The organism is Arthrobacter sp. 24S4-2 (assembly GCF_005280255.1).
GTDB lineage: Bacteria > Actinomycetota > Actinomycetes > Actinomycetales > Micrococcaceae > Arthrobacter.
In genome coordinates, this window is sequence record NZ_CP040018.1 from 4,820,514 (window position 1) to 4,845,752 (window position 25,239).

A 25,239-nucleotide genomic window follows, 5' to 3' on the forward strand; every position below is an offset into this window, starting at 1 on the left:
CACCTCACACCAGATGAAAGGCCTTGGCCAATGACGGCTGACTTAGAGCTCCAGAGAAGCACACCGATCAGATCACAAATCATCGACTACCTGGCAAGCAACGGTGCAAGCAAAGTAGCCGACATCAGCAACGGCGTCGCCTCCTCGCGGGACTGCGTCAGATACCATCTGGCAGCGCTGGAGACGGCTTCGATCGTCCGTTCCGACATTTCCCCCGGGGCGAGAGGACGGTTCACGCCCTTCTACGCTCTCGCCCCCGGAAGAACGGCGTCTGACTCCTAGCCCGACGGGGCTGGCCATCAGGCGGACGACGGCGGGACCTCCCGCCGTCGTCCGCTGTGCTTTTGCGGCCGGGAATCCCCTCCTTCTCCCCCAACCGACAGCGTATTGGTTCGGGGACCTAAAAGGCAGCACTGGATTTAGTCCGCCATCCATAGTTTCCGGCAAATGCTCTGGATAGCATTGAGTGACCGGACAGAGCCGTCCGGGCGGGTATCAATGCAGAAGGAAGCCCATGGCCGTAGCTACAGTGGACGATATCCTGTCGGATCTCCCCTTGGGTTTCGCCAGTCTCATCCTCCGGCCGTCCCGCGCTGAATCCCGGATTGAACGCTTCCTGATTGTTGACGCCGACGACGAGACGGCCGACGGCGGCGCCGCGTTTGTCCTGCTGATCGGCGTTCGTGGACGCTCGGCTTTGCCGGCGGTGCGGCGCCTCCTGAAGAATCCTCCCCTGGTGCTCGCCGTCAAGGGCAGCCCCGGCGAACTGGAGGAAGCCGAAGAGCTGCTCCGGGCAGCCGGAACGGGCCTCCTCCTGGTGGACCCGGCCGCCGACTGGGACCGGCTCCTGTCCATCGCAAAGGACCGGATCACGCCGCGCAGCTACCAGAGCGAAGTGCTCACACTGCTGGAAGAGGACCTGTTCGCCATCGCACAGACCACGGCACGCCTAACGTCGAGCCACGTGGTCATCGAGGACGCCGCCAACAAGGTCCTGGCCTACTCCACGGTGACGAATGACATCGATGAGCTCCGCAAGGCATCGATCCTTGCCCGCCGCGGTCCGCGGAAATATGAACTCCTCCTCAAGGACCTGGGCGCCTACCGCGAACTGCACCGGACCCGCCTGCCTGTCAGGGTTCCGGCCCGGCCCCAGGACGGCCTGAGGGAGCGCGTCGCGATCACGCTGTTCGCCGGCGAACGCATCATGGGGTACATCTGGCTGCAGGAAACCGGGGACGGCTTCGGCGACGACGTCGACTATGTCCTGACCGGATCGGCCGCGCGGGTGTCAGCCGAGCTGATCCGCTACCGCAACCAGCAGTCAGTGCACATGCGCGAGGACCGGATTGCGCGGATCCTTTCGGGTCCGGCGGAAGCCGCGGCGAGCGCCCACAGCGAGAAGATCCCCGCGGACCGCCCCACGGCACTGATCCTGCTGGGAATGTCAGCAGCCGGGGCGCAGGAAGACGATGCAGCCCTCAAACACGGGGAACTCGCCAACCTTGCGTCCATCCATGCGGCGGCCTATAAACCCTCAGCCGTCGTGGGGCAGTTCAATGGCGACACCGCCGTGATCATCCCGGCCCTTCAGTCCGCCAACGCCGAAGCCGGGCTCCGGAGCCTCGCCGAAGCCATTGTCCGGGACGCCGGGAAGCACCTGGGCATCAGTCCGTTCGCGGCAGTGGGACCCATCGCCCCCGACCTGCTGTCGATTCACTCCGTGACGGCCAAAACGGAAGCGCTGCTCGGCTGCATGCGGCGGTCAGGGACCGCCTGCGTGGCCACGGTGGACGACTTCGAAGTGGACATCCTGTTCCACGAGGCAGTTGAGACCTTCACGGCCTCCGACTTCCGCCATCGCAGCCTCTGGACCCTCCTCCGCAATGACAGCGAGCTGGCCGAAACCCTCCGGGCGTTTTTCGAGGCGTCGCTGGACGTGGCCGAATGCGCCCAGCGGATGAAGCTGCATAAGAACACCGTCTACTACAGGATCAGCAAGGTGGGCCGGCTCACCGGCCTCAACTTCAGCAATCCCCGTGATTCATTGGTCGCCCTGCTCCACATCCAGGAGTGGGCCGGCACGCATAAGGAGCATCTGGGCACGAAATGATGACAGCACTCGATTCACCGCCTCTTGGCCCGGTCCTGGCTGACATTGTCCGCAGCCACCGGCCCCGGGATGAAGCAGGATCGGTTCCCGCCGGCATTCCCCACCTGTCCTCGCCGCCGTTCGACCGTTTCGGGATTGCCGTGGCCACCGCGTCCGGGGAAGTGTTCAGCGCCGGCGACGCCCACCTTCCCTTCTCGATCCAGAGCATCTCCAAGGTGTTCACCCTGGCCATGGCCCTCAGCGCCGATGACCCCGGCACACTGTGGTCCCGGGTGCTCCGCGAACCGTCGGGAACCTCGTTCAACTCCCTGGTGCAGCTTGAAGTGGAGCACGGGATCCCCCGGAACCCGTTCATCAACTCGGGCGCCCTGGTGGTGACCGACCACCTGATGGAACGGTTCCCTGACGCCGCGGGGCATGTCCTGAAGTTCCTTGGCGGCCAAGTGGGGCAGCACAGTGGCCAAGGTCCGTTCATTGATGAGCTGGCCGCAAAGAGCGAGCTGGCCAACAGCAGCCGCAACCTGGCCCTTGCCCACTTCCTGAAGGACTTCGGTAACCTGCACGGGGCCGCCGAGGCCGTGGTGGAAAACTACGTCAGGCAGTGCTCCATCATGATGAGCTGCGTCCAGGTGGCGAAGGCCGGACTGTTCCTTGCCCGCGGCGGGCACGGAACCAACGGCACCGTAGTCTCCCGGAGCGAGGCAAAACGCATCGGATCCATCATGCTCACCTGCGGCATGTATGACGCCGCCGGTGAGTTCGCCTACCGTGTGGGCCTTCCCGGGAAGAGCGGTGTGGGCGGCGGAATCCTCGTGATCGTCCCCGGGGAGTGCTCCATCTGCGTCTGGAGCCCGCGGCTGGACTCCAAGGGAAACTCCCTGGCGGGCTCGGCGGCTCTCGCTGATCTCTCCGACCGCACCGGATGGTCCGTTTTCTGATCCGGCACCCCTTCTGAATCCGACATCCCTTCTGATCCGGCTCCGCCGGACCCCGCACCTTCCTGTTCCACCCATCAGTTAGATCTACAACCGGTCGAAAGGATCACCCATGCCCAACAACCCCAATGACGAGGTTGATCAGTACGAGGCCGATGGCGGCCACGCGCATGCCAGTGAGAGACTGCTTCACGCAGAGGACAAGGGCTACCACAAGAGCCTGAAGCCGCGGCAGATCCAGATGATCGCGATCGGCGGGGCCATCGGCACCGGCCTGTTCCTCGGCGCAGGCGGCCGGCTCAACGCCGCCGGTCCCTCCCTGGTCATCGCCTACGCCGTCTGCGGCTTCTTCGCCTTCCTGATCCTGCGCGCCCTGGGCGAACTCATACTCCACCGCCCCTCCTCGGGCTCGTTCGTTTCCTACGCCCGGGAATTCTTCGGCGAGAAGGCAGCGTTCGTCGCCGGCTGGTTCTACTGGATCAACTGGGCCACCACCACCATCGTGGACATCACCGCCGCCGCCCTCTACATGAACTTCTTCGGCCACTACGTCCCCTGGATGGCCGAGGTCCCGCAATGGGCCTGGGCACTGACCGCCCTCATCGTCGTCCTGTGCCTGAACCTCGTCTCCGTGAAGGTCTTCGGCGAAATGGAATTCTGGTTCGCCATCATCAAGGTCACCGCCCTCGTCGCGTTCCTGCTCATCGGCACCTACTTCGTCATCTTCGGCACCCCCATCCCCGGACAGGAAGTCGGCTTCAGCCTCCTCACCGACCACGGCGGCATCTTCCCCAACGGCATCCTGCCCATGATCATCCTGATGCAGGGCGTCCTGTTCGCCTACGCCTCCATCGAACTGGTGGGCACCGCCGCCGGCGAAACCGAGAACCCCGAGAAGATCATGCCCAAGGCCATCAACTCCGTGGTCTTCCGCATTGCCGTGTTCTACGTCGGCTCCGTCATCCTCCTGGCCCTGCTGCTGCCCTACACCTCCTACCAGAAGGGCGTCAGCCCGTTCGTCACGTTCTTCGGCTCCATCGGCATCCAGGGCGTGGACGTGATCATGAACCTCGTGGTCCTCACCGCCGCCCTGTCCTCCCTGAACGCCGGCCTCTACTCCACCGGACGGATCCTGCGCTCCATGTCCGTGGCCGGCTCCGCCCCCAAGTTCGCCCAGCGCATGAACAAAGCCGGCGTCCCCTACGGCGGCATCGCCATCACCGCCGGCGTCTCCCTCCTGGGCGTCCCTCTGAACTACCTCGTCCCCTCCCAGGCCTTCGAGATCGTCCTGAACGTCGCCTCCGTCGGCATCGTCGTCACCTGGGCCACCATCGTCCTGTGCCAGATGCAGCTCAAACGCTGGGCCGACAAGGGCTGGCTCAAACGCCCGTCCTTCCGGATGTTCGGCGCCCCCTACACCGGCTACCTCTCCCTCCTGTTCCTCGTCGGCGTGCTGGTCATGGTTTTCATCGACTCGCCCCTGACCCTCCTGGTCACCCTCATCGCCTGCGCCCTCATGGTGGCCGGCTGGTACGCCTGCCGCAAGCAGATCCACGAAATCGCCGAAACCCGCGACGGCTACACCGGCGCCGCGCCCGTGGTGGCCAACCCGACTCCAATCCGCTAGCAAGACCACCCAACCGACCGAAAGCCCGCCATGAACCCACGAAACCTGCTGAGCCCCCAGCCCCACCGGCCGCCCCTGGACAGCCAGATGACAGACAGCTGCGAGGACGGCTGCTTCTTCTGCACCGGACCGGAAACCGACTAGGCGCCACCGGCACCCACCCAACGCACGTAAACCGACACCCAACCCAAGAAGACAAGTAGTGATGACAACGGAGTCCGCATCCACCATGACCGCAACCGACACCCAACCGTTCGAAGACGACACCATCAACCAAATCCCAGCACAGTCCCTCCCGGCGGCTGTCCCCGGAATGCTGGAAGGCGGCAGCACGCTGAAATCCGCCGGACACGTGATTGTTGACTCCCTCGTGGCCCATGGCGTGGAACGCACCTACGTCGTTCCCGGCGAGAGCTTCCTGGATGTTCTGGACGGCCTGCACGGTTCGGACATCGACACGGTGGTCTGCCGGCATGAAGGCGGCGCCGCGTACATGGCCGAGGCCGACGGCAAGATGAACCAGCGTCCCGGCGTCGCCATGGTCACCCGCGGACCCGGCGCCGCCAACGCCCATGTTGGCCTGCACACCGCGTGGCAGGACTCCACCCCCATGCTGCTGTTCGTCGGACTGATCCCGTTCGCCCACCGGGACCGCGAGGCGTTCCAGGAATTCGACATCAAGGCATGGTTCGACACAGGGGCCAAGCGGGTGATGGTCCTCGACCATGCCGAGCGGGCGTCCGAGATTGTTGCCGAAGCCATGTTCGCGGCCATGAGCGGGCGGCCGGGCCCTGTGGTGGTGGGCCTGCCGGAAGACATCATCCGCCAGCAGGTGGATCCCGCCCTGCACCCCACCATCCCCGTTGCTGCGGGCGGCATGAGCACCACGGACGCCGAAGCACTCGCCACCGCACTGGCAAATTCCTCCAAGCCGCTCTTTGTCACCGGCGGCAATGACTGGTCCCAGGAAGCGGCGGACCAGCTCACCGGATGGCTCGAAAAGCACCATATCCCGGCGGCCGCGGAATGGCGCACCCAGGGAACCGTCTCCTTCGACTCCCCGTCCTACGTGGGTCCCATCGGCTACGGCCGCCCCCGCCCCACGTACGACCTCCTGGAGGAAACCGACCTGCTGGTCTTCGTCGGTACAGTGCCCGGGGATGTGATCACGGACGGATTTGTGTGCCGGCAGGACTGGAACAAGCAGAACTTCCTGGTCACCATCGATCCTTCCCTGCGCGGCCGCTCCGGCCCGGTCTCCCGCCAGATCCTGGCCAAGCCGGAGGCTTTCGTCCGGGATCTGGTGAACATCGACCTCCCTGCCAAGGAGGAATGGAAGGCGTGGACGGCCCGGATGCACGCTGAACAGGCATCCTTCGCCGCCCTGCCGCCGGCCGCGCCGGCTGACGGGCCCGCCAGGATGGACACCCTGATGGCCAACCTCGTCCCGCGGCTTCCTGAGGACGCCATGGTGACATTCGGAGCAGGCGAGCACACCAACTGGGCGCACCGGTACTTCCCCACCCGCCGCTACGCCTCCATGATCAGCGCCAGGAACGGCTCCATGGGGTACTCCATCCCGTCGGCCATCGCCGCCTCGCTGGCCAGCCCGCAGCGCCGGGTGGTCACCATCGCGGGGGACGGGGAGTTCCTGATGAACGGCCAGGAGCTGGCCACCGCCACCCAGTACGGCGCGACTCCCCTGGTGATCGTCATGGACAATCAGGAATACGGCACAATCCGCACGCATCAGGAACGGCATTACCCGTCCCGGGTTTCGGGCACGCAGCTTAAGAACCCCGATTTCGGCCTGATGGCCCGGGCCTTCGGCGGGTTCGGCATCACGGTCACACAGGACCAGGACGTCCCCGCGGCCCTCGACGCCGCGTTCCAGGCCATCGACCGGGACGGGACGTTTGCCCTCATTCACCTCGTCGTGGAACAGCGGGTGAAGGCCTACTGACTGTTCGGCCGGGCGCCGTCGCGCGGCGGGGTGCGTTCCGGGCGCGGCCGCGGATGACGTACTCGGCCACCGCCAGGTTGACCACCCACCCCGCCCCAAGAAGCACGGCCCGGGTGGGCACATCGGTGGGCCCCACCAGAATGATCCAGGTGAGGCCCACCACGGCCTGCGTTCCCGCGCCGAGGGCGATCGCGTAGGCACGCGTCATCCAGGCGCTGTGCCGCACGAAGTCCCGCTGCCTCACCGCGGCCAGCCCCAGGACGATGCTCAGCAGCATCGCGGCGCCGAAGAACAGCCGGAGCGGAACGTCGGTGTGGCCGTCCGGAAGGGGGTAGAACACGGACATCCACAGTCCGGACAGTGCGGTGAGCAGGCCGGCCGGGATGAGGATGCGTCCGGCGATGCGGTGCCATCCTCGCCTGCCCCGCAGTGACGGCACGAACTGGAACGCCCCGAGCAGGGAGTAGACGGTGACGCTGGCAATGTGAGTCACGACCGGGACGGGGGATGCGAAGAACCGCGCGTTCTGCGGCGTCACAGCGGCACCGGAGGTCAGTTCGGTAAGACGCAGGGCCCCGAAGATCACCGGAATAAGGCTCAGCAGGATCAACCCGGCGGGCACGGGCCACTGGGGCCGGGAGCGCCGGACGGGTTTGACGGCGGCACTGATGGTTTCCGTTGGCATATCGGGCCCTTCGCTGGCTGGGTATACGGTGTACACCTCTTGCGAATGACCATAGGTGTACGCCGTACACTTGTCAATAGATCCCGGCACGGGAACGCCCCTGCGGGCCGCTGTGATGAGTCTCACGCGCAATGAACGGATATTGGCTTGAGGCGCCAGCGCCCCGCCGTGGATCATGGAAAGGACGGTTGAGAATGCGATTTCCCAGCCGCCGCAGCCTTGGTTTTCACGCTCCGCGCAGAAAACGCAGCGGCTTAGAACGACCCAACCTGGTGGACGCAACGAGGCCAAACCAGTGAGCTCCACCGAGCTGCGAAGGCCTCTGAATGTTCACGGAGAGACCCGTCCCGGGCTCCGCACCGACGCGAAGCCCAAGACCAAATTAATGAATGAGGCACCGAATAATGACGTTCGAAACCAATCACTCAGTGACGCTTAAAATCTGGGACCGCACGGCGGTTGACCACACGCTGGACGCCCTGGTGCATGACATTTCAACCAAGGCCAACGCGCACCGCAACGACATCGCCGTCACCCTCAGCGGACCGAACACCTTTACGGTCAGCCTGAACCGGAAGGCCGCCGAGGGCGTTACCGTCTAGGCACCACACTCCAATCGAAAAAGAACGACGGCGGGAACTCCCGCCGTCGTTCTTTTTCGTTTCCGGTGCAAGCAGTTAGTGCAGCGATCAGGCGTGGGCGTGCTCGCTGAGCAGGGCGTCGATCTGGCCGGCGGCTTCCTTCATGCCTTCTTCCATGCCCATTTCGACCATCTTGTTCATCTGCTCTTCGGACTCGAAGGTGGACAGTACTGTCATGCGGGTGCGCCCGCCCAGGTCCTCGAGGGTGACTGTCGCGTGGGTGGTGCCCATGTCCTCGACATGATCGCCGTTGTCGTCGGCAAAACCGTCGTCGAACTCCAGCTGGTTCGGAGCCTGGACGGAGGTGATCCGCCACCATCCGCGGGCCTTCGTGCCGTCCGGGCCGGTCATGTAATAGGCGGCCTTCCCGCCGGGCTCGAAGTCGAGCTGCTCGAACGTGGCCGGCCAGGTGGGCGGACCCCACCAGCGCTCGAGCTGCCGCGGGTCCTCCCAGATCCGCCAGACGCGCTCAACGCCCGCATCGAACTCGGCGACGAGGGTGAAGCTCAGTGCCTCGAGATTCTTGGTGGAACTGATAACAGTCATTGCGGAACCCTTTCCTATCCTTCAGCGAGAATGTCTGCGATCCGGTCGGCGCGCTGCCGCCAGATCGCCTCGTACTCATCGAGCAGCCGCCGCGCTTTCTGCAGGCCTTCACGGTTGCCGCGCACCATCTGCTCCCTTCCGCGCTTCTCCTTTGCCACCAGGGAAGCGCGCTCCAATACCGCCACATGCTTCTGGACGGCGGCAAAGCTCATGGCGTAGAGGGCGGCCAGGCCGGAGACCGAATACTCCCCCACCGTCACCCTGCGCACTATGTCGCGGCGGGTGGCATCGGAGAGCGCCTGAAAGAGGCGGTCCAGTTCGGCGTCACTCATCTGATCTACAACCATTTGGTTGTAGAATATGACGCCTGTCGAAGGGTGTCAATAGGTTAAGGCTGGCGGAATCCCGCACCGTAGGTCGTGCCAGCCATCAGGTCCCCACCGTCAGCACGGAGCCTGGAGCGCATGGTGCCGGTCTTCGGTTCCGTGTCGTAGAGCCCGCGTTTGGCGAGTTCCGGCACCACCAGTTCGGCGAAGTCATCAAGGGATCCGGGGCTCACCAGCGGGTTGATCATGTAGCCGTCCAGCCCTGACTTTGCCGCGTGGTCCTGGATCTGCGACGCAACATCCTCCGGCGTTCCGATGAACAGCAGGTCAGTTCCGCGCGTGACCTCGGAGAATTTGCGCCGCACGTCCCCGGCGGTGAGCGGCTTCTCCTGCGGCGCCCCCTTGACCACATAGGACGTGAGCCCGTTGGACGCCGTGGTCAGCGGTTCGTCGTCGGCGTATTTGCTGAGGTCGATCCCGGTATCGCCGGCGTAGCTGACCAGCTGCGCCTCCAGGTGGTAGTTGCGCTGAAGCCCGTCGTACTTGTCCTGCGCTTCGATCGCAGTGGGCGCGGTAATGATCCGGGCAAGCGCCATGGAGCGCACCTCACCTGCGGGCCGGCCACGCTCCAGCGCCCGGCGGTTGATGTCCGCCAACCCTGCAGCGATTTCCTGCGGGTCCTTCTTGGGCAGCAGGATCACCTCGGCGTGCTTGGCCGCGAACTCGCGGCCCCGCGGCGACCACCCAGCCTGGAACAGGGTGGGGGTCCGCTGCGGCGACGGCGACGTCAGCGACGGTCCGTCCACGCGGAAATGCTCGCCGTCGTGGCTGATCGGCTGAACGGAACCGGGACGGGCGTACACCTTTCCGCTCTTGCTGCCGACGACGGCGTCGGCAGCCCAGCTGCCCTCCAGCAGCTTGTAGAACACATCCATGAATTCGTCCGCGCGGCCGTAACGGTCCGCGTGCTTGAGCATCTCGTCCATGCCGAAGTTCCGGGCAGCGCTGGAGAGGTATGACGTGACGATGTTCCAGCCGATCCGGCCGCTGCTGAGGTGGTCCAGGGTGCCGAAGCGGCGGGCCAGGGAGAACGGGTGCTCGTACGTTGTCGAGGCTGTAATCACGAACGACAGCCGCTCGGTAAGGGCGGCCAGTGCCGGCACATACATAAAGGGGTCATTCGCCGGCGCTTCCACGGCCCAGCCCAAGGCGGCGTCGGCCGATCCGCCGTATACGTCATAGAGGCCCAGGACATCGGCAAAGAACAGTGCATCGAGATTGGCCTGTTCGGCCGTGATGGCCACATCCCGCCAGCGGTCCAGGGAGTTGAGCTCCAGGCGGTTATCAAGCGGGTGCGTCCAGAGGCTCGGGGCGCCGCCGCAACCGACGCTGGCCTGTTCGTAGAGGGCGAAAAGCAGCGGGGAGGTGGGGGTGCTCAAGACGGATCACTTCGCTTTCATGGACGGAACAACTTCGAGCTATGTGCATTATAGACAAATAAATATGCTTGTGTTGCTCATCACCTTCTGTCAGGATGATGCAAACGCCACGCGAACTGGCTCCGGACGATCCATGGAAGAGGCATCCAGACATGAATATTGGAATGAGAAGTGTGCGCAAACTCCGCGTCCACTGGCCCATCGCCGCAGTCTCGTTGAGGCAGCTGGTGGAGGGCGATCTGGAGGTCCTGAAAGCGGACCCTGGCCTTGCGTCACTTTTTGACACACTGGAGTCATGCCCCGAGCTGGGGGATTTTGGAAACTACCGGCACGTCTTCGAATCGAGTCTCGGTTTCGAAGGTTTCACGGCATCGCCGGCAGCGAACCCCACCTTCGGCCGCGCAGGTGAAAGGACCCTTTCGCCCACCTTTGTCCTGACCACCTACCTGGACGCGGATCTGTCCGGGGAGGCCATCGGCCGACTCCTGGAGCGCATGATCGAAGTCCACCCCTGGGAGGTGCCGGTCATCGAACTGTCCGATCCGGTCCAGGTCTCCACCGCAGCGGCAATCCGTCCGGCACTGGGCCGGGCGTCATGACAGTCCAGTCCATCGGCGCCCAGTCAACCGGCCCCCAGTCCACCAAAGTCCAGGCCACCGGCATCCAGTCCACCGGCCTCTGGCAGGACTTTCAGTCACTGCTGTCCGGCCGGTCGTTCACGGACCTGACGCATGCCTTCCACCCGGGCCAGCCACACTTCCCTGCTTTTCCGGACGAAGCCAGGACGGCCTTGTTCGACCTGGAAAAGGGCGACGGCTTCACGGCGCACGTCTACTCCATCGTCGGCCAGTGGGGCACCCACGTGGACCCGCCGTCGCACTTCATCCGGGGCGGGCGAACCCTGGACAACATCCCGGTTGAAGAGATGATGCTGCCCCTGGTGGTGCTGGACATCAGCACGCGGGCGGCGGGCGACGCGGACGCGACACCAACCCTCGATGACGTCAGCGAATGGGAGGAGCGCAACGGCCGGATTCCGGCGGGCGCGTTCGTGGCGCTCCGGACCGGCTGGAGCAACCGCTGGCCGGACCCGGAGGCAATGGCTAACCGGGATTCCGACGGCGTCAGCCACACCCCGGGCTGGTCCCGGGACGTGTTGACCTTCCTGGTCGCCGAGCGGAACATCACGGCGATAGGCCACGAGCAGACGGATACGGACCCGGGCAAGGCGACGTCGCACCAGGACTTCAGCCTGGAAACGTACATCCTTGCCCAGGACTGCTGGCAGATAGAGTTGCTCGCCAACCTGGACAGCCTGCCCGAATCAGGGGCGGTGCTTGTGGCTGCCTGGCCGAAACCTCATGGCGGAAGCGGATTCCCCGCCCGGGTCTTCGCGATCCACTGACCATCCGCCAGACCGCCGGGCGCCAGCTACTAAGATCGGATCCATGTCGAAGATCTCCAGCATGGGCCGCGGAATGCAAGTCGTCTTCGCCGTCGGCTCCCGTCACGGCGGAGGTGCGCGGGGCGCGACCGTCGGGGACATTGCCGCAGATCTGGGCAAGGACCGCAGCCAGGTTTCCCGCGGGCTGAAGGCCGCCCAGCAGGAACATTTCCTGCTCCGCGGCGAGCACCGGGAGTATTCGCTGGACTGGAGCCTCTACACGGATGCCCAGCTACTCACTGAGCAAAGACTCCGGACCGAGGGGATGACGGCGCTGGAGGGGCTCGTCGAGGACACCGGAGAAGGCTGCTTCCTCGGTGTCCTCAGCGGGGACAGCACCGTGACGATCGGTGAGCATGTCCCATCCAACAGCACGATGGTGGGCTCGTGGATCGGCCGGCCCTACCCCGCTTACTGCAGCGACGCCGGGCAGGCGCTGCTGTGGGACGCCAGCGACGCCGAGGTCCGGGCCGTCTTTAGCCAGACCGACTTTGTCCGCCATGGCCCCAACACTCCCGCCGACATTGAAGACTTTCTGGCCCGCCTGGCCCGGGCGCGGGAACGCGGCTTTTCCGTTGTGGATGAAGAGGCGGAGCCCAATCTGTACTCAGTGGCCGTGCCAGTTCGCGACTTCCGCGGCGAGGCCGTCGCTGCTTTACAGGTGGTGGGATCAAAGGCGCGTCTGGAACCGAAATGCGAGGGGATTGCCGCTGCAGCCCTGAAGTGGGGCGGGTGGCTTGAAGCGGTACTGGGCCGGCCTAGCTGACTCCCCCGCGGCCTGAGCCCGCCACTGACAGGCGCTTTGCTGCCGAGTGGAGCGCCTCGGCAATTTCCTCGGCCCGGACCTCAAAAGCGGCACTGCTGCCGAGGACCGTGAGGGCTGCCGTCACTCGCCCACCCGGATCCCGGACGGGAACCGCCAACTCGTGGACGCCGTGCTCAAACTCCTCGGCCGCCCTGATGAAACCCTGTGGGCGGTCCTGTTCCATCAACGCGCACACTTCCGCCGCGGAGTGGGCCGCCCTGGGGCCGCCCACGCCGATAAAGTCCACACCCCGAAGAAGCTCCTCAACCTCGGCAGCCTTGTGGTCCCACAAGAGGGCCCGGCCCGATCCTGTGCACCAGACAGGTGTGACCATGCCCGGTTTCACAAAACTACCCACCACGCCGTCATTGCTGGACGTCCGGAGCAGAATCACCCGCACGCCGTCACGGACGGACAGCCGGGCCCGGAGGCCGAACTCCGCCACAAAGAGCTCCAGCTCGCTCTTGGCCTGGCCGATCCAGCCAACATTGAGGCTGGCCGCAAGCTGGAAGAAGGCCGGGCCGGCACGGAAGGGTCCGCGTTCCACCCGCTCCAGAATGGCCAGCTCGCACAGCTCCTGGGTAAGCCGGGAAACGCGGCTTTGGTCCATCTCCAGCTCGGCGGCGAGCTGCGATACACCCAGCAGTCCCCTGCCCTGCTTCTCGCGGTCGACGATGAGCCGGACAATGCGAAGGCCCTGGCCCAGCGATGACGCTTCCGACAATTCCAAGCTGAACCGCTCCCTCTGGTGGACTTCAACGCCCATTCTCACACAGCGCAGGCAGCCGTGACGGGCGGCTTTGGTCTTGCCGGAAGGCCGGCCTTTGGACGAACACGCCAGAGGCCCGGCGGCCGAACACTGGTTCGGCCGCCGGGCCTCTGGGGTTGCCGCAGACCTGCCACAGCAGACTAGTTAGCGAACCGCCGCAGCAGGCTACCTGGTGAGCTGCCGCCGTCGCCCGTACTTGAAGTGGAAGAAGGCGTAGCAGGCGACCACGAAAGGAACGCCGAAGTAAAGGGCAGCGACCTGGTTCGGGTCGAAGGCTATGCCGATCAGCGAGATGAGGCACAGCGTGAACGCAAGGACCGGAACCACCGGGAACAGCGGGGCTTTGTAGGCGAGATCGTCGATGTTTCCGCCGTTACGCACGAAGGCCCGCCGGTGGAAGAAGTGCGACGCCGTGATGGACATCCAGACCCCCACAACGGCGAACCCGGCGACAGACACCAGCGCCAGATACACCGATTCCGGAGCCACCACGCTGCTGATCAGGGAAGCCAGCCCGCCGACCATGCTGACGCAGAGCGCAATGAGGGGAATCCCCTGTTTGGTCAGCTTCCGGAAAGCCTTCGGCGCGTGCCCTTCTTCGGACAGGGAAAAGAGCATCCTGGCGCAGGAGAACAGACCGCTGTTTCCGGCGGAGAGCAGGGCGGTGATGATGACGAAGTTCATGATGTCCGCGGCATAGGGAATGCCGATGGAGGAAAAGACCGTCACGAAGGGGCTCTCGTCCAGGCCCACCTGGTCAAAGGGGATGGTGGCGGCGATGACACCGATGGCGCCCACGAAGAAGATCAGCAGGCGGAACACGGTGGTCCGCATTGCCTTGGGAATGCTGGTCTCGGGGCTGGCGGTTTCACCCGCTGCGACGCCGATGAGTTCCGAACCGGAGAACGCGTAGAACACCGCAAGGGCGGTCACCAGGACGCCGGAGAAGCCGTTGGGGAACAGTCCGCCCGAAGTGTTGAAGTTTTCGAACAGGAACGGGTGGTGGGAACCTCCGGCCAGCGGGTGAAACCCGACCAGCGCGGCGCCGCCAAAGGCAATCAGGACAACGATGGCGCTCACCTTGATGATGGAAAACCAGAACTCGGATTCGCCGAAGAAACGCGAGGAGACGGCGTTCAGGGCGAACAGTATGGAGGCGAAGACGACGCACCAGACCCACACCTCAATTCCCGGGAACCAGCGCTGCATGAGCAGTCCGGCCGCGGTGAACTCCGATCCCAGGGCCACGGCCCAGCACAGCCAGTAGAGCCAGGCCGTGGTGAAACCGGTGGCGGGACCGATGGATCTGGCGGCGTAGATGTGGAATGCGCCTGAGACCGGATAAGCGATGGCCAGCTCGCCGAGGCAGGCCATGACCAGGTAGACGACGAAGGCGCCCACGAGGTAGGCGAGGACTGCGCCGAGCGGGCCGGCCTGGGAAATCGTGTAGCCCGAACTGAGGAAGAGGCCGGACCCGATGACGCCGCCCATGGCGATCATCACCAGGTGCCGCGGGCCCATGGACCGGCGGAGCCCCGGCGCCGGTCCGCGCTCTGATTCAGCGGGTCCCGGTTCAAGTGGTGAAGAAGCCTGCGGATCCAAGCGTGTTGTGGAAGAGAGTTCCATGAATTGCTCCCGGGAAAGTAGTCGAGGTGCGAACGGGATTGATGCACCGGAAAGCCTCGGAGTGGGTTGGGGACCAGTCCGGTAAACCCAACCGTTGTGATGAAAGTAACATCAAAACGCTCTTTTGATCTTTAAAAACATCCCTAGATGCATATATTGCACGAATATTAAGTGGCAACGGTACAAACGGCGTCATCCTTGGTCACTTTGCGCAGTCCTTTGGGCGGAATCACATGGCGGGACGGGCACGGACCGGCCTGAGCATGGAACCACCAGCAATCCCGAGAGAAGGACACGGCATGACCACCTACGACCTTGCACTTATTGGCTTCGGCGGAGTGAACCGCAGCCTGGCCGAACTGATCGCCGCCCGCGGCGAAGCCCTCCGCGCCGAGCTGGGCTTCGGCCTGCGTGTAGTTGCCATCACCGATCTGCGCCTCGGTTCCCTGGTGGACGCGGACGGCATTGATCTGTCCATGGCCCTGGCGCTGGGCAGCGACGGCGAGACCTTTGCCCAGCACGGCGGTTCCGAGGAGCCGGACAACGAGGCGGTGATCCGCAACTGCACAGCGGACATCATCTGTGAGGCCACTTTCACCAATCCCGACGACGGCGAGCCCGCGGTTTCGCACGTCCGCTGGACCCTGGAATCGGGCAAGAGCGTCTGCACCACCAACAAGGGACCCGTGGCACTACGGGGCCGGGAACTGGCAGCCCTGGCGGAACAGCAGGGAGTCCGCTTCGAGTTTGAGGGTGCCGTCATGAGCGGCACTCCGGTGATCCGGCTTGCCAAGCAGATGTTCAGCGGGCTGACACTCAACGGCTTCGAAGGGATCATGAACGGCACCAGCAACTACGTTCTGGGGCGCATGGAAGCCGGCCTTGACCTTGGCGAGGCGGTCCGGGAGGCCCAGGATCTGGGTTACGCCGAGGCGAATCCTGCCGCGGACCTTGAGGGTTTTGACGTGCAACTGAAGGTGTTGATCCTCGCCAACGAGCTGCTCGGCGGGAACCTGCAGCTGAAGGACATCCGGCGGGAGGGCATCTCCGCAGTAACCCCGGAGGATATCCGGGCAGCCGCTTCAGCCGGCCGGCGCTGGAAGCTGATCGGATCCGCCAGGCGGACTCCCGACGGCGGCATCGCGGCGAGCGTTGCACCGCGGGCCATCGATTTGGAGCACAGCCTTGCCGGCATCTCGGGCGCCACGAACGCAGTTTCGTTCGAAACTGACCTGCTGGGCCCTGTGACGGTCTCCGGCCCGGGCGCCGGACGCATCGAGACGGCCTACGCACTGCTCTCCGACATCATCGCCATCCACCAGGCGGCGGAAGGCCGCGGCGCCGCCGGCTCCCCTGCCGCCGCCGGCTCTGTTGAGGCTGCCAAGGAAGAAGGAGGCCTGGCTCGTGTCTGATACCACCGTTCTGCAGGATGTCCGGGTTCCCCAGCTCCACGAGGTGGCCAGTCCCTACGATGGCAGGGTTGTCGGAGCCGTCCCCACCACCGACGTCGACGCAGTTGTTGCACTTATGGCCACGGCGCGCTCTGGCGCCGTGGCGGCAAAGTCCCTGTCCCGCCATGCACGCGCCGCCATCCTGTCCACAGCGGCGGAGGACATTGAGCGCAGACGCGAGGTGTTCGCCCGGACCATCGTGGCGGAGGCCGGGAAAACCATCCGCCAGGCGCGCAAGGAGGTGGATCGGGCCATCAACACCCTCCGGCTGTCCGCGGAGGAGGCCAAGCGCGGTGCCGGCGAGGTCATCCCCTTCGACTCCTATGCCGGATCGGAGGACCGGACCGGCTGGTTCACGCGGGAGCCGCTCGGGATCATTGCGGCCATCACGCCGTTCAACGATCCCCTTAACCTGGTGGCCCACAAGGTGGGTCCGGCGATCGCAGGGGGCAACGCCGTCGTGCTCAAGCCGTCAGCCCTCACGCCGCTGTCCGCCCAGCTGCTGGCCGACTCCCTGTACGACGCCGGCCTTCCGACGGAGGTCCTCACGGTGGTCCACGGCGGGAGGGACGTCGCGGCGGCCATCATCGCGACCCGGGACGTCCGGATGGTTTCCTTTACCGGCGGCTTCGCGACCGGTGAGGCAATCGCCCGTGCGGCCGGGCTGAAGAAACTCGCCATGGACCTGGGCGGCAACGCGCCGGTGATCGTCCTGGACGATGCGGACGTGGACCAGGCGGTGGCATCATGTGTATCCGGGGCGTTCTGGGCCGCGGGCCAGAACTGTGTGGGGGTGCAGCGGATTCTGGTCCACCACTCCGTCTACAGCGAATTCCGCCGGAAGTTCGTGGCGGCCACTACTGCACTGGTCACCGGCGATCCCGCCGGGGAACGGACCGACGTTGGCCCCATGATTACCCCCGGCGCGGTCAGGGAGGTCCAGCATAAGATCGGCGAGGCCATCAGCGCCGGTGCCACGGTCCTGGCAGGCAACCAGGCCGAGGGGAATGTCCTGCTCCCGACGGTCCTGGAGTCAGTTCCGGAGGATTGCCGCCTCTGGCTGGAGGAAGTCTTCGGACCGGTAGTCATGCTCAAGGTGTTCAGTTCCTACGACGAAGCGATCGAGCTGGCGAACTCCATCGACTTCAGCCTGCATGCGGGCATCTTCACCCGATCGCTCGCGGTGGCCATGCGTGCGGTCCGGGAACTGGACGCGGGCGGCGTGATGATCAACGACTCCTCCGACTACAGGTTCGACGGCATGCCGTTCGGCGGGTCCAAGTACGGCAGCATGGGCCGCGAAGGCGTCCGCTTCGCCTATGAGGAGATGACCCAGCCCAAGGTGGTCTGCATCAGGAGCTAGCGGGGCGGCAGGGCCTGGAGCCCGGCTGCTAGCCCGTCTGCGCCGTGCCCGTCGGCTCCCCACCGTCTCCCCGCCGTCGGATGACGTTGGACAGGGTCAGCGCGGTCACGGTGTCGGCCACGCCGGGGAGGGCCGCGATCTGCTCCCAGATCTCCTGGACCCTGTCCAGCGAGCGCGCCTCCAGCCTCACCAGCAGGTCAAAGTCGCCGCTGAGGACATCACAGAGGACCACTTCGGGAATGGTCCGCAACGCGGCCAGGACATCCGCACCACGCATGCGGTCCTTGCGGTAAATCATGAGGAAGGCGGAAACCATGCTCTGGCCCACACTGCCCGCCACGATCGTGTAGCCCTGGATGTAGCCCTGCCGCTCCAGGCGGTCTACACGCTGCCGCACGGCATTCCTGGACAGGAGCACGCGGCTGGCCAACTCGGCATGGGACACCCGGGCGTTCTTTGTGAGCTCCGCAAGGATCTTCTGGTCGATGTGATCCAAACCCGTCCCGTCCATCCCTACCCTCCGCCGCAATCATCGGCGCGCCACTGCCCCCTGGACTGTGTGCGCTCCGAAACCGTAGCCAGAAAGGCTCCGCAGAAATGATACGTCCACTCCTGTTGAATCAGGCACCCGCCGCCATCACCTGCATTCTGTTCGACATGGACGGGACGCTCCTGGACTCCGCGCCGGGGGTGATGGACAGCGCTGCCCGGGCGCTCAAAGCCGTGAATGCGCCGGTCCCTCCGCACCGGGACCTGCTCAAGTATGTCGGCCCGCCCATGTACGAGTCATTTCGGCACAGCGCAGGCCTGGACGCAGCAACCGCCCGGGAAGCGCTCCGGCACTACCGCGCTGCCTACGCCGAAACAGGGGCCGGGCAATCCAGCCTTTTTGACGGTATTGACGGCCTCTTGAACCAGTTGGGTTCGGTGCAGTGTCCGATGGCGGTGGCAACGTCCAAAGTGGAGGATCAGGCGGTCCGGCTGGCGGGCACATTCGGGATTGACCGTCACTTCGCCGATATCTGCGGCGCGTCCGACGCAGCCGGAAGGGCCTCCAAGGAAGACGTCATAGCCGAATCGCTGGCGCGGCTCAAGGCGCAGGGCGTGGACATTACCAGCCCGGTCATGGTGGGCGACCGGAGCTACGACATTGCCGGCGCGGCCGTCCACGGGATCCCTACGATCTTTGTGTCCTGGGGATACGGAGACCCATCGGAAGCCGCTGAGGCCGCGGCTGTTGCCCAGACACCCGAGGTCCTTGCGGGGCTGCTCCGCGCCGGCCGGTAGCGCAGCAGCCCGGTAACAGAAGCGGAGGACGACGGCGGGAAGTCCCGCCGTCGTCCTCCGGCTGTTAGCTCTTGGTCACCACGGTGTTCACGTGGCCCAGGATCACCTGCCGCTGGCGATGGAGACCCTGCTTGGGTTTTCGATGGCGCCCATTACCCTGTCGGTCACTTCATCGATGCCGCCGATGCCGTCAACCTGGGTCAGGATGCCGCGTTCGGCATACTTCGCCACCACGGCTTCGGTCTGCTCGTGGTAGAGGTCCAGCCGGTGGCGGATGACGGCTTCGTTGTCGTCGCTGCGGCCGGTTTCCTTGGCGCGGCCCAGGAGACGGTGGACCAGTTCGTCGTCGTCGGCGGTCAGTTGCAGGACCACGTCCAACTGTTGCCCGTCCCTGGCCAGGACCCCGTCCAGATAATCGACCTGTGCCGTGGTGCGGGGGTAACCGTCCAGCAGGAAGCCGTTTTCGACGTCGTCCTCGCTGAGGCGGCTGCGCACCATCTTGTTGGTGACGCTGTCCGGGACGAAGTCCCCGGCGTCCATGTACTTCTTGGCCTCGACGCCAAGGGGCGTCCCGCCCTTCACATTGGCGCGGAAGATATCACCCGTGGAGATCGCAACGACGCCGAGGCGCTCCGAAACGCGCTCCGCCTGCGTGCCTTTGCCGGAACCGGGCGGGCCAATAATCAACATTCTCGTCATTCAAATAAACCCTTCATTATGCCGCTGCTTCGTGTCAGTTGCGACCAGGCTGCATCGGTGCCTGACAGCAGCGTACGACGGCGGGAGGTCCCGCCGCCGTCCACTGGCTCTTTATGCAGCTAACGGTAGTTATGGTGCAGTAGGCGGTCATGCGGTGGCATTCCCGACGAGCCTGAGTTGGTGCTCAGGCTTAGAAGAAGCCGAGCTTGTTCTCGGTGTGGCTGACCAGGAGGTTCTTGGTCTGCTGGTAGTGGTCCAGCATCATGGCGTGGTTTTCACGTCCGATTCCGGAGGCCTTGTACCCGCCGAAGGCAGCGCCAGCAGGGTAGGCGTGGTAGTTGTTGACCCACACACGGCCGGCCTGGATCTCGCGGCCGGCACGGTAGGCGACGTTGCCGTTGCGCGACCAGACGCCGGCACCGAGTCCGTAGAGGGTGTCGTTGGCGATGCTGATGGCGTTGTTGTAGTCCGTGAAGCGTGCCACGGAGACCACGGGGCCGAAGATCTCCTCCTGGAAGATCCGCATCCTGTTGTCACCCTCGAAGATGGTGGGCTGGACGTAGAAACCGCCGGCCAGGTCCCCGTCAAGCTCCGTCGGTGCACCGCCGGCCAGGATTTTGGCGCCCTCTTCGAGTCCGATGTCGATGTAGGAGAGGATCTTCTCCATCTGGCCCACCGACGCCTGGGCGCCGATCTGGGTGTTAGTGTCCAGCGGGTTGCCCTGGATGATCTTCTGCGTCCTGGCCACGGCGTCAGCCATGAAGGAGTCATAGATACCGTCCTGGACGAGGGCGCGGGACGGGCTGCTGCAGACTTCGCCCTGGTTGAAGGCATACAGGGTGAAGCCCTCCAGCGCCTTGTCGTAGAAGGCGTCGTTGGATGCGGCGACGTCGTTGAAGAAGATGTTCGGGCTCTTGCCGCCGAGCTCCAGCGTGACAGGGATCAGGTTCTGGCTGGCGTACTGGCTGATCAGGCGCCCGGTGGAGGTCTCGCCGGTGAAGGCGATCTTGCGGATCCGCGGGCTGGAGGCCAGCGGCTTTCCCACTTCCGCGCCGAAGCCGTTGACGATATTCAGCAGGCCCGCTGGCAGCAGGTCCGCGATGAGTTCCGCCAGGACCAGGATGGAGGCCGGAGTGTTCGAAGCCGGCTTGAGGACCACCGCGTTGCCGGCCGCCAGGGCCGGGGCCATCTTCCAGACGGCCATCAGGATGGGGAAGTTCCACGGGATGATCTGGCCCACCACGCCAAGGGGTTCGTGGAAGTGGTAGGCCGTGGTGTCGTCGTCCAGCTGGGAGAGCCGGCCTTCCTGGGCCCGGATGGCGGAGGCGAAGTACCGGAAGTGGTCAGCCGCCAGCGGAATGTCCGCATTCAAGGTTTCGCGGATGGGCTTGCCGTTGTCCCAGGTTTCAGCGACCGCCAACAGTTCCAGGTTCGCGTCGATCCGGTCGGCGATCTTGTTCAGCACGGCGGCGCGCTCGGTGGCCGAAGCCTTGCCCCACGCCGGTGCGGCCTTGTGCGCGGCATCGAGTGCGAGCTCAACGTCCGCAGCAGCGCCGCGGGCCACCTCGGTAAATTGCTTTCCGTTCACCGGGGAGACGTTCTCGATGTATTGGCCGGTAGTTGGAGCCACCCATTCTCCGCCGATCCAGTTTTCGTAGCGGTCCTTGAACTGGACCTTGGATCCTTCTTGGCCGGGCTGTACATAAACAGTCATGGTCACTCCTCTGGAAAACAGACGTCTTCGTCCTGGCCCCCATGCTAGAGGTTCAAAGGTTGCGACCAGGCTGCATTGGGCGCCTGAAGCCTGCTTCCTATAGCGCCGCTGCGCGAGGTCAGTCCGGCGGTACCGGAGCTCCCGGCAGGGCGTAGTAGAGGTAGCTGTCCTCGTCATGGGTGCGCACGAAACCGGCCTGTTCGTACAAGGCACGGGCGGGGTTGTTGAGGTGAACGCCAAGCGTGAGCGTCCTGGTGCCGGCGGACAAAGCGTCACTGATGAACTGCTCCAGCAGCAGCCAGCCGAACCCCTGCCGGCGGAATTCGGGAAGCACGTGAATCGTGACCAGAACCGCCGCATCATCCGGCAGCGGCATCCACAGCATGATGCCGGCCGGGACGCCGTCCGCCTCGGCAACCCGGGCCCGGGGCAGGTTGGCCGTCCAGAGCTCCAGGTTCCGGTCAATCGCCTGCATCCAGCGCTCCAGCTGGTCGCTCTCGATCTCCCGCATGTACTGCAGCTCGGACCTGTACAGCATGGGCAGGTCGGTGGGCTCGGCGGCCCTGATGGCCCATCCTGCCGCGGCGGCCGCCGGCCCCGCTTCAGATGACTTCATCGTGAAAGTCTCGCACGGGTCTTTGCGGATGCCCCGGAAACGTCATCCTTTCCGTTGCGGACGACGGCGGGACCTCCCGCCGTCGTCCGCTCTTGACGGTGTGTCCCGGAAAAACCTCACCACGTTCGCCCAGTTACTGGCACACTGAGCCAATGAAAGAGGCGCGCTCCCCCTCCCGCCGGCCCGGCATCCGGGCCGCCATGTTTGTCGACTTCGACAACGTCTACACCGGCCTGCAGGCCCTCGATCCGGCGGCGGCGAAACGGTTCGCGGAAGACCCCAAACACTGGGCGGACGCGTTGTCCGGCGCGGGCTCGGGCGAGAGCTCCCGGCGCTTCCTGATCCGCAACTGCTACCTCAACCCGGTGGTGTACTCGAAGTACCGGACCTACTGGACCCGTGCGGGCTTTCGGGTGATCGACTGCCCGTCGCTGACTCAGCGCGGCAAAAGCAGCACCGATATCAACCTTGTGCTGGACGCGATGGACACACTGTCCGGGAGCGGCGGCATCGACGAGTTCTTCATCGCGTCGGCGGACGCGGACTTCACCTCACTCATCCAGCGCTTCCGGGCCGCTGACAAGATGACCACGGTGATCGCCGCCGGCGCCGTGGCCTTCGCTTACCGTGAGATGGCGGACAACGTGGTGGAGTCCCACGACTTTGTGGCGATCCTCAACGGCACCACCGTGGAGCCAATCCACGCGGTGGCCTCTGTCCAGCCGCCACGCGCAGAGGGGGCCCCCAAGGAGAAGGCCAGGCCGAAGACTGCCTCCGCGGCGGTCAAGGAGGTCTGCGACTTCGTCAGGACGGCACCGGGTCCCGTTGTCGGTGCGATGGTTGCCCACCGGGCACTCACGGTGGATCCCTCCCTGAAGACAGACTGGGGCGGCTGCGGAAAGTTCGGGACCTGGGTGGCCCAGATCGGCCAGGGGGTCGAGTACTCCGCATCGCGTGGCGGGTGGGTCTGGGATGCGCAGAGGTTTTCCATCGAGGACCTGCCCAACGAAGCCGATGTCGAGTCCGGCATTGAGGAACGGGTCGCGCGAGTCACCGATGTGCCCGCACTGTCCGCAGCCCAGTTCCGGCAGCTGTTTCTGGCCATGGCGGCCAGGCTCCGTGAGCAGCCGGCCAACCGCAGCGAGCTGGCAAAACTTGTCCGGGATGACTGTGTCACCGCGGGTCAGCCGGTGTCCCGCGGGGCCGTGAACTTTGTCCTGCAGGGCCTGGGATACGTCGATTTCCAGCTCACGGACACTGCAACGGCGGAAGAGCTGGCGGCGGCCTGGACCGACGACGTGGAAGAACTCTGCCGCGTGGCGCTGATGGAATTCGACGACGCCGAGCGGCTGGCGCTACGGCGATGGGCCAGCGGAGGCTTCGTGGAGGCCTAGTTCCCTGCCGGGATAGCAGTCGCTGGGAGGACGACGGCGGGGAGGAGCCACCGTCGTCTGTCTCGGTCTTCTTCGGTTTGCGGCCCACGGACCGGGGTCAGGCCCTGCTTCGACGCGTGACGGCGCCGAAAATCGCCAACACGATCACGGCGCCCAAAATAGCCAGCAGCCAGGTCCTGAGATCGAAGAAGTCAGCGAGGCCGCCGCCGAAGACCAGCGAACCGATCCATCCGCCAAGGATGGCGCCGACCACACCCAAAACCAGCGTGACCACCCAGCCACCGCCCTGCCTTCCGGGAAGTATGGCCTTTGCGATAGCCCCCGCGATCAGGCCGAGCAGGAGAAATCCGAGAAATCCCATGACGAGCTTCCTTCCGAATGAAAGAACCGCTTAGCTGCGACAGGAGCAGGAATTCGTGCTGGGCGGGTCAAGCCCATTGCCTGCTGCCCTCCGCGGTCCGGGTTGCCGGCACCTGCCGGTGAGTGGAGTTTAGGGATTCTTTTGGGGCCCGTCACGAGTGGCTGCCACCCGAATATTCGGCCGCACTCGTGCATGGCCGTCACGGACTACGCGCGCCGGGGAACTAGCGGGACGCCGTGCGGTGCCAAGTCCTTTCGGGCGCAGTCCCCGGCGGGCCGGCCCGATGGGGCGCTCGCCCTGGCGCCTGTGAAGCCCCTGGACGTGAAGCTCGACGCCGAAAGCAGCTACACCTTCAGCTACCAGATCGCAGGGGAACCCGGCCACTGGTATGCCCGGCTCGGCGCCCGGAGGCGCCAGTGCTCAGTGGAGGTTTCCCCCGCGAAGTGGAGGCCGCTCGGGGAGAACGACGTCCAAGCCGCCGTCGACGCCGCTGCCGTCATCATCCAGCAGGTTCTTGAGAGGGCCGGCAGGTAGTGCATCGGACGCTTCACGGCTGATCTTCGCAGACGCCTCGGACTCCTCGTCCGCCTCCGGCCGCTGCGGCTTGTAGACCCATGCGACCAGCACCACGGAGATGATCATCAGCAGGAACCAGGAGACCAGCTTGTCGGGTGAGACCATCTGCCAGCCGTTCACCTGGCTTGGGTAGAGCCAGGCCCCGGACCAGGTGGCGATGTTCTCGGCAATCCAGATGAACAGCGCCACCAGCAGGAACGACAGGACCAGTGGCATCCGGAACTTCCTGCGGAACACGCGGAAATGCATCACGCACCGCCCGTAGACGATCAGGACGGCGGCCAGCAGCAACCACCGGAGGTCGGCGATGTAGTGGTGGGTGAAGAAGTTCGCATAGATGGCCGCTGCCACGAGCGCGGTGATCCACCGCCGCGGGTACCGGGCGAAGCGCAGGTCGAAGAGCCGGTAGACGCGCACCATGTACGAACCGACCGCCGCGTACATGAATCCGCTGAAGAGCGGGACTGCACCTATCCGCAAAAAACCCTCGGCCTCATAGGACCAGGACCCCACGTCGGTCTTGAACAGCTCCATCACGGTCCCCACCAGGTGGAACAGCACAATCACCCGCAGCTCGCGCAGGGTCTCCAGCCGTGTGGTCACCATCAGGACCTGGATCACGACGGCGGCGAGGGTCAGGAAATCGTTCCTGGCCAGCCCGGCGTCGTCCGGATACCAGAGGCGCGCCGCCAGGATCACGGCGAGGAGCGCGGCGCCAAAGATGCATGCCCAGCCCTGTTTGAGGCCGAAGACCACAAACTCGGTGGATCCTGACCGGACGCCGCCGGCCGGGGCCCGTTGCAGGAACCGGCGCGCCCGCTCATCGATGAATTGCTCTACGGAAGTGAAACTCCGCACT

General features: G+C 65.1%; 24 protein-coding genes. 12 read left to right on the forward strand and 12 right to left on the reverse strand.

The genetic code is table 11. The features are described from left to right. Positions 1–514 precede the first annotated feature (514 nt). The 4 genes from FCN77_RS22340 (at position 515) to FCN77_RS22355 (ending at position 6,638) form a co-directional block, all read left to right on the forward strand. Entirely contained in the window at positions 515–2,113 is a 1,599-nt protein-coding gene (locus tag FCN77_RS22340; RefSeq protein ID WP_137324040.1) for a CdaR family transcriptional regulator, read from the forward strand. Continuing rightward, entirely contained in the window at positions 2,110–3,051 is a 942-nt protein-coding gene (locus FCN77_RS22345; protein ID WP_137324041.1) for a glutaminase, read from the forward strand. Before FCN77_RS22340 ends, FCN77_RS22345 begins: the two co-directional genes overlap by 4 nt. A 109-nt stretch (positions 3,052–3,160) precedes the next feature. Beyond that, positions 3,161–4,675: an amino acid permease gene (locus FCN77_RS22350; protein ID WP_137324042.1), complete on the forward strand. Its 1,515-nt coding sequence runs from the start codon at positions 3,161–3,163 to the stop codon at positions 4,673–4,675. A gap of 205 nt (positions 4,676–4,880) precedes the next feature. Next, a complete protein-coding gene (locus FCN77_RS22355) occupies positions 4,881–6,638 on the forward strand; it encodes a thiamine pyrophosphate-dependent enzyme (RefSeq protein WP_137324917.1) in 1,758 nt (585 codons plus the stop codon). On the opposite strand, the gene FCN77_RS22360 is transcribed toward FCN77_RS22355, so the two are convergent. Continuing rightward, positions 6,598–7,323 (reverse strand): DUF2306 domain-containing protein, encoded by a 726-nt coding sequence (locus FCN77_RS22360; protein WP_137324043.1) that lies wholly within the window; start codon positions 7,321–7,323, stop codon positions 6,598–6,600. The two genes, FCN77_RS22355 and FCN77_RS22360, sit on opposite strands and share 41 nt — an antisense overlap. 404 nt (positions 7,324–7,727) lie before the next feature. On the opposite strand from FCN77_RS22360, the gene FCN77_RS22365 reads away from it, so the two are divergent. Next, entirely contained in the window at positions 7,728–7,925 is a 198-nt protein-coding gene (locus FCN77_RS22365; protein ID WP_175417357.1) for a hypothetical protein, read from the forward strand. 87 nt (positions 7,926–8,012) lie between these two features. Here the strand turns inward: FCN77_RS22365 and FCN77_RS22370 are convergent, their stop codons facing one another. From FCN77_RS22370 to FCN77_RS22380, 3 genes are read right to left on the reverse strand one after another with little or no spacing between them, the layout of a single operon-like run. Further along, a complete protein-coding gene (locus FCN77_RS22370; RefSeq protein WP_137324045.1) occupies positions 8,013–8,510 on the reverse strand; it encodes an SRPBCC domain-containing protein in 498 nt (165 codons plus the stop codon). Between the two features lie 14 nt (positions 8,511–8,524). Further along, positions 8,525–8,857: a metalloregulator ArsR/SmtB family transcription factor gene (locus tag FCN77_RS22375; protein ID WP_137324046.1), complete on the reverse strand. Its 333-nt coding sequence runs from the start codon at positions 8,855–8,857 to the stop codon at positions 8,525–8,527. A gap of 41 nt (positions 8,858–8,898) precedes the next feature. Then, positions 8,899–10,275 (reverse strand): NtaA/DmoA family FMN-dependent monooxygenase, encoded by a 1,377-nt coding sequence (locus tag FCN77_RS22380; RefSeq protein ID WP_137324047.1) that lies wholly within the window; start codon positions 10,273–10,275, stop codon positions 8,899–8,901. A 164-nt stretch (positions 10,276–10,439) separates the two neighbouring features. Between FCN77_RS22380 and FCN77_RS22385 the strand changes: the two genes are divergently transcribed. Genes FCN77_RS22385 through FCN77_RS22395 form a run of 3 tightly spaced genes read left to right on the forward strand, consistent with a single transcriptional unit; the run spans position 10,440 to position 12,485 of the window. Next, positions 10,440–10,874: a hypothetical protein gene (locus FCN77_RS22385; RefSeq protein WP_368074297.1), complete on the forward strand. Its 435-nt coding sequence runs from the start codon at positions 10,440–10,442 to the stop codon at positions 10,872–10,874. Further along, a complete protein-coding gene (locus tag FCN77_RS22390; protein WP_254678695.1) occupies positions 10,871–11,680 on the forward strand; it encodes a cyclase family protein in 810 nt (269 codons plus the stop codon). Before FCN77_RS22385 ends, FCN77_RS22390 begins: the two co-directional genes overlap by 4 nt. A gap of 43 nt (positions 11,681–11,723) precedes the next feature. After that, positions 11,724–12,485: an IclR family transcriptional regulator gene (locus FCN77_RS22395; RefSeq protein ID WP_137324049.1), complete on the forward strand. Its 762-nt coding sequence runs from the start codon at positions 11,724–11,726 to the stop codon at positions 12,483–12,485. Here FCN77_RS22395 and FCN77_RS22400 read toward each other — a convergent pair. Together FCN77_RS22400 and FCN77_RS22405 are read right to left on the reverse strand one after the other, a co-directional pair. Beyond that, complete coding sequence (locus FCN77_RS22400; RefSeq protein ID WP_175417358.1) at positions 12,478–13,254, reverse strand: IclR family transcriptional regulator; 777 nt, start codon at positions 13,252–13,254, stop codon at positions 12,478–12,480. The two genes, FCN77_RS22395 and FCN77_RS22400, sit on opposite strands and share 8 nt — an antisense overlap. Before the next feature lie 204 nt (positions 13,255–13,458). Beyond that, positions 13,459–14,919: an amino acid permease gene (locus tag FCN77_RS22405; protein ID WP_137324051.1), complete on the reverse strand. Its 1,461-nt coding sequence runs from the start codon at positions 14,917–14,919 to the stop codon at positions 13,459–13,461. A gap of 299 nt (positions 14,920–15,218) precedes the next feature. Here FCN77_RS22405 and FCN77_RS22410 point away from each other — a divergent pair, with 299 nt between their 5' ends. Further along, entirely contained in the window at positions 15,219–16,331 is a 1,113-nt protein-coding gene (locus FCN77_RS22410; protein WP_254678696.1) for a homoserine dehydrogenase, read from the forward strand. Beyond that, on the forward strand, positions 16,324–17,733 hold the full coding sequence (locus FCN77_RS22415) for an aldehyde dehydrogenase family protein (RefSeq protein WP_217496184.1): 1,410 nt from the start codon (positions 16,324–16,326) through the stop codon (positions 17,731–17,733). The genes FCN77_RS22410 and FCN77_RS22415 overlap by 8 nt, the downstream gene beginning before the upstream one ends. A gap of 28 nt (positions 17,734–17,761) precedes the next feature. On the opposite strand, the gene FCN77_RS22420 is transcribed toward FCN77_RS22415, so the two are convergent. Further along, positions 17,762–18,244 (reverse strand): Lrp/AsnC family transcriptional regulator, encoded by a 483-nt coding sequence (locus FCN77_RS22420; protein ID WP_137324052.1) that lies wholly within the window; start codon positions 18,242–18,244, stop codon positions 17,762–17,764. 104 nt (positions 18,245–18,348) lie between these two features. On the opposite strand from FCN77_RS22420, the gene FCN77_RS22425 reads away from it, so the two are divergent. Further along, positions 18,349–19,020, forward strand: a complete 672-nt coding sequence (locus tag FCN77_RS22425; protein ID WP_368074298.1) for an HAD hydrolase-like protein — start codon at positions 18,349–18,351, stop codon at positions 19,018–19,020. A gap of 102 nt (positions 19,021–19,122) precedes the next feature. Here the strand turns inward: FCN77_RS22425 and FCN77_RS22430 are convergent, their stop codons facing one another. The 3 genes from FCN77_RS22430 to FCN77_RS22440 all read right to left on the reverse strand — a co-directional run bounded on the left by FCN77_RS22430 (position 19,123) and on the right by FCN77_RS22440 (position 22,049). After that, positions 19,123–19,710 carry an adenylate kinase gene (locus tag FCN77_RS22430; RefSeq protein ID WP_175417465.1) on the reverse strand — a complete coding sequence of 196 codons (588 nt, stop codon included), beginning with the start codon at positions 19,708–19,710 and terminating at the stop codon, positions 19,123–19,125. A 199-nt stretch (positions 19,711–19,909) separates the two neighbouring features. After that, a complete protein-coding gene (locus tag FCN77_RS22435) occupies positions 19,910–21,433 on the reverse strand; it encodes an aldehyde dehydrogenase family protein (protein WP_137324055.1) in 1,524 nt (507 codons plus the stop codon). 118 nt (positions 21,434–21,551) lie between these two features. Beyond that, on the reverse strand, positions 21,552–22,049 hold the full coding sequence (locus FCN77_RS22440; RefSeq protein ID WP_137324056.1) for an N-acetyltransferase: 498 nt from the start codon (positions 22,047–22,049) through the stop codon (positions 21,552–21,554). A gap of 152 nt (positions 22,050–22,201) precedes the next feature. On the opposite strand from FCN77_RS22440, the gene FCN77_RS22445 reads away from it, so the two are divergent. Further along, complete coding sequence (locus FCN77_RS22445; protein WP_137324057.1) at positions 22,202–23,443, forward strand: NYN domain-containing protein; 1,242 nt, start codon at positions 22,202–22,204, stop codon at positions 23,441–23,443. Positions 23,444–23,540: 97 nt separating this feature from the next. On the opposite strand, the gene FCN77_RS22450 is transcribed toward FCN77_RS22445, so the two are convergent. After that, positions 23,541–23,804, reverse strand: coding sequence for a GlsB/YeaQ/YmgE family stress response membrane protein (locus tag FCN77_RS22450; protein ID WP_137324058.1), 264 nt, complete (start codon positions 23,802–23,804; stop codon positions 23,541–23,543). Positions 23,805–24,224: 420 nt separating this feature from the next. Then, positions 24,225–25,238 carry a DUF817 domain-containing protein gene (locus tag FCN77_RS22455; protein ID WP_137324059.1) on the reverse strand — a complete coding sequence of 338 codons (1,014 nt, stop codon included), beginning with the start codon at positions 25,236–25,238 and terminating at the stop codon, positions 24,225–24,227. Between the last annotated feature and the right edge of the window lies 1 nt (position 25,239).

Bases quoted from the DNA above. Each gene is read 5' to 3' on its own strand.
- FCN77_RS22340 (WP_137324040.1), top strand. From the start codon at position 515: ATGGCCGTAGCTACAGTGGACGATATCCTGTCGGATCTCCCCTTGGGT.
- FCN77_RS22345 (WP_137324041.1), top strand. From the start codon at position 2,110: ATGATGACAGCACTCGATTCACCGCCTCTTGGCCCGGTCCTGGCTGAC.
- FCN77_RS22350 (WP_137324042.1), top strand. From the start codon at position 3,161: ATGCCCAACAACCCCAATGACGAGGTTGATCAGTACGAGGCCGATGGC.
- FCN77_RS22355 (WP_137324917.1), top strand. From the start codon at position 4,881: ATGACAACGGAGTCCGCATCCACCATGACCGCAACCGACACCCAACCG.
- FCN77_RS22360 (WP_137324043.1), bottom strand. From the start codon at position 7,323: ATGCCAACGGAAACCATCAGTGCCGCCGTCAAACCCGTCCGGCGCTCC.
- FCN77_RS22365 (WP_175417357.1), top strand. From the start codon at position 7,728: ATGACGTTCGAAACCAATCACTCAGTGACGCTTAAAATCTGGGACCGC.
- FCN77_RS22370 (WP_137324045.1), bottom strand. From the start codon at position 8,510: ATGACTGTTATCAGTTCCACCAAGAATCTCGAGGCACTGAGCTTCACC.
- FCN77_RS22375 (WP_137324046.1), bottom strand. From the start codon at position 8,857: ATGGTTGTAGATCAGATGAGTGACGCCGAACTGGACCGCCTCTTTCAG.
- FCN77_RS22385 (WP_368074297.1), top strand. From the start codon at position 10,440: ATGAGAAGTGTGCGCAAACTCCGCGTCCACTGGCCCATCGCCGCAGTC.
- FCN77_RS22390 (WP_254678695.1), top strand. From the start codon at position 10,871: ATGACAGTCCAGTCCATCGGCGCCCAGTCAACCGGCCCCCAGTCCACC.
- FCN77_RS22395 (WP_137324049.1), top strand. From the start codon at position 11,724: ATGTCGAAGATCTCCAGCATGGGCCGCGGAATGCAAGTCGTCTTCGCC.
- FCN77_RS22405 (WP_137324051.1), bottom strand. From the start codon at position 14,919: ATGGAACTCTCTTCCACAACACGCTTGGATCCGCAGGCTTCTTCACCA.
- FCN77_RS22410 (WP_254678696.1), top strand. From the start codon at position 15,219: ATGACCACCTACGACCTTGCACTTATTGGCTTCGGCGGAGTGAACCGC.
- FCN77_RS22420 (WP_137324052.1), bottom strand. From the start codon at position 18,244: ATGGACGGGACGGGTTTGGATCACATCGACCAGAAGATCCTTGCGGAG.
- FCN77_RS22430 (WP_175417465.1), bottom strand. From the start codon at position 19,710: ATGTTGATTATTGGCCCGCCCGGTTCCGGCAAAGGCACGCAGGCGGAG.
- FCN77_RS22435 (WP_137324055.1), bottom strand. From the start codon at position 21,433: ATGACTGTTTATGTACAGCCCGGCCAAGAAGGATCCAAGGTCCAGTTC.
- FCN77_RS22440 (WP_137324056.1), bottom strand. From the start codon at position 22,049: ATGAAGTCATCTGAAGCGGGGCCGGCGGCCGCCGCGGCAGGATGGGCC.
- FCN77_RS22445 (WP_137324057.1), top strand. From the start codon at position 22,202: ATGAAAGAGGCGCGCTCCCCCTCCCGCCGGCCCGGCATCCGGGCCGCC.
- FCN77_RS22450 (WP_137324058.1), bottom strand. From the start codon at position 23,804: ATGGGATTTCTCGGATTTCTCCTGCTCGGCCTGATCGCGGGGGCTATC.